The organism is Streptomyces sp. WM4235, assembly GCF_001279725.1.
Taxonomy (GTDB): Bacteria; Actinomycetota; Actinomycetes; order Streptomycetales; family Streptomycetaceae; genus Streptomyces.
In genome coordinates this window covers 1-1233 of record NZ_LGDE01000187.1, presented here as the reverse complement: position 1 = coordinate 1233, position 1233 = coordinate 1, and the positions used below count along the sequence as shown (strand labels likewise).

At 71.5% G+C, this 1233-nt stretch carries 1 protein-coding gene; it reads right to left on the bottom strand.

From position 1 onward, the window contains the following. Nucleotides 1-301: 301 nt before the first annotated feature. Entirely contained in the window at nt 302-1147 is an 846-nt protein-coding gene (locus tag ADK55_RS15250) for an AfsR/SARP family transcriptional regulator (RefSeq protein WP_053679019.1), read from the bottom strand. Nucleotides 1148-1233: the final 86 nt, after the last annotated feature.

Here is a 1233-nt window from a genome sequence, read left to right as displayed (position 1 = left end):
CCGCCAGTAAGGACGCGCCGACCCGCGAACCTCGTCCCCGAATTTCAGTCACGATGAGTAACTCTCCAACCGCACAGTGGAAATGGGGGTTGATCATACGCGCACCCCTGGGGCCGGCCGGGCGCAGGCTTGTCCTCTTCCGCGCCTCGACGGCTGTCCCGGGCGCCGACCGCACGCCTTCACCGGGGGGGTGCAACGGGGAGGAGCGCCGACCCGTCGAGGGGGAGGGCGCTCCTCGTGTTCGGGCGTCCGTCCGCTGTCGCTTGGGACGCTTCGTTGTCTCGGGCTGCCTCGGGTGCGGTCAGCTTGTGGCAGCGCGGTGCGGGGCCGGGTAGGGGTGCTCCGACAGGGTGCGGGTGATGGTGTCCTCGGTCGCGTCGGCCAAGGTGATGTCGTAGGTGCGGGCCATCTGCTGGAGCCGGGCCACGGTCTTGCGGACCACGGTCGTGTTGCCGGCGGTCCAGTCGATGTGGAGCAGATCGCGGTAGAGGACTTCGGAGGTCTCTTCGACGTCGAGGGCCTGGAGGACGGCGTGGCGGGCGGCGTCGAGGTCGGGGGTGTCGCCGTCGGTGTGCCAGCGGGCGAGGGTGTGTGCGGTGTCGGTGATCCGCGACATCATTTCCTGAATGACGGGATCGGCCCACGGGAGGGTGCGCCCGTCGAACGGCTTGCCCCGCACGAGCGCCATCGCCGTCTCCAGGTCCTCGGTGCCGGCTTTCGGGCCGGCGGCCAGTCCCCGGGCCGCCAACACCTTGAACTCTTCCCAGTCTGAGGTCACCGCTGGGTGGAAGGCGTATCCGTCACCGTTCTTGGGACGTGGCAGGAGCGGGTGTCCGTCCTCGGTGAGACCGACGACGTTGCGCAGCTCCGAAAGTCGCGAGTGCAAGGTGCGCGTGGACCACGGGTTGATCGGATCCATGGCCTGGCAGAGTGCTTCGGCGCTGCGGCCGGGGCGCAGGTGGATGAACGCGGCGATGGCGGTGGTGCGGGGGGCATGGGCGGAGCGCACTCCGCCGCTGATCCCCAGCGGCCCGAGCATCTCGATCCTCACCTCCACCGCGCCGGCGTCCTTGCCTTCCGAGACGGCCGACGGCTGAGGCTTCGGCTGCGCGCCGCCCCCCGGCGTCGACCCGGTCCTCGGGCCCATCCCCGTCGCTCCCGCCGCCCACCACGCCTCGGGCCGCGTCCGCCCCGACGGGCACGGGCGGGGCGGGCGGGCTCAGGCCCCAGGCC

What these genes read in the sequence shown, in the direction of transcription:
- ADK55_RS15250 (WP_053679019.1), bottom strand. Translation starts at nt 1,147, where the DNA reads ATGGGCCCGAGGACCGGGTCGACGCCGGGGGGCGGCGCGCAGCCGAAG.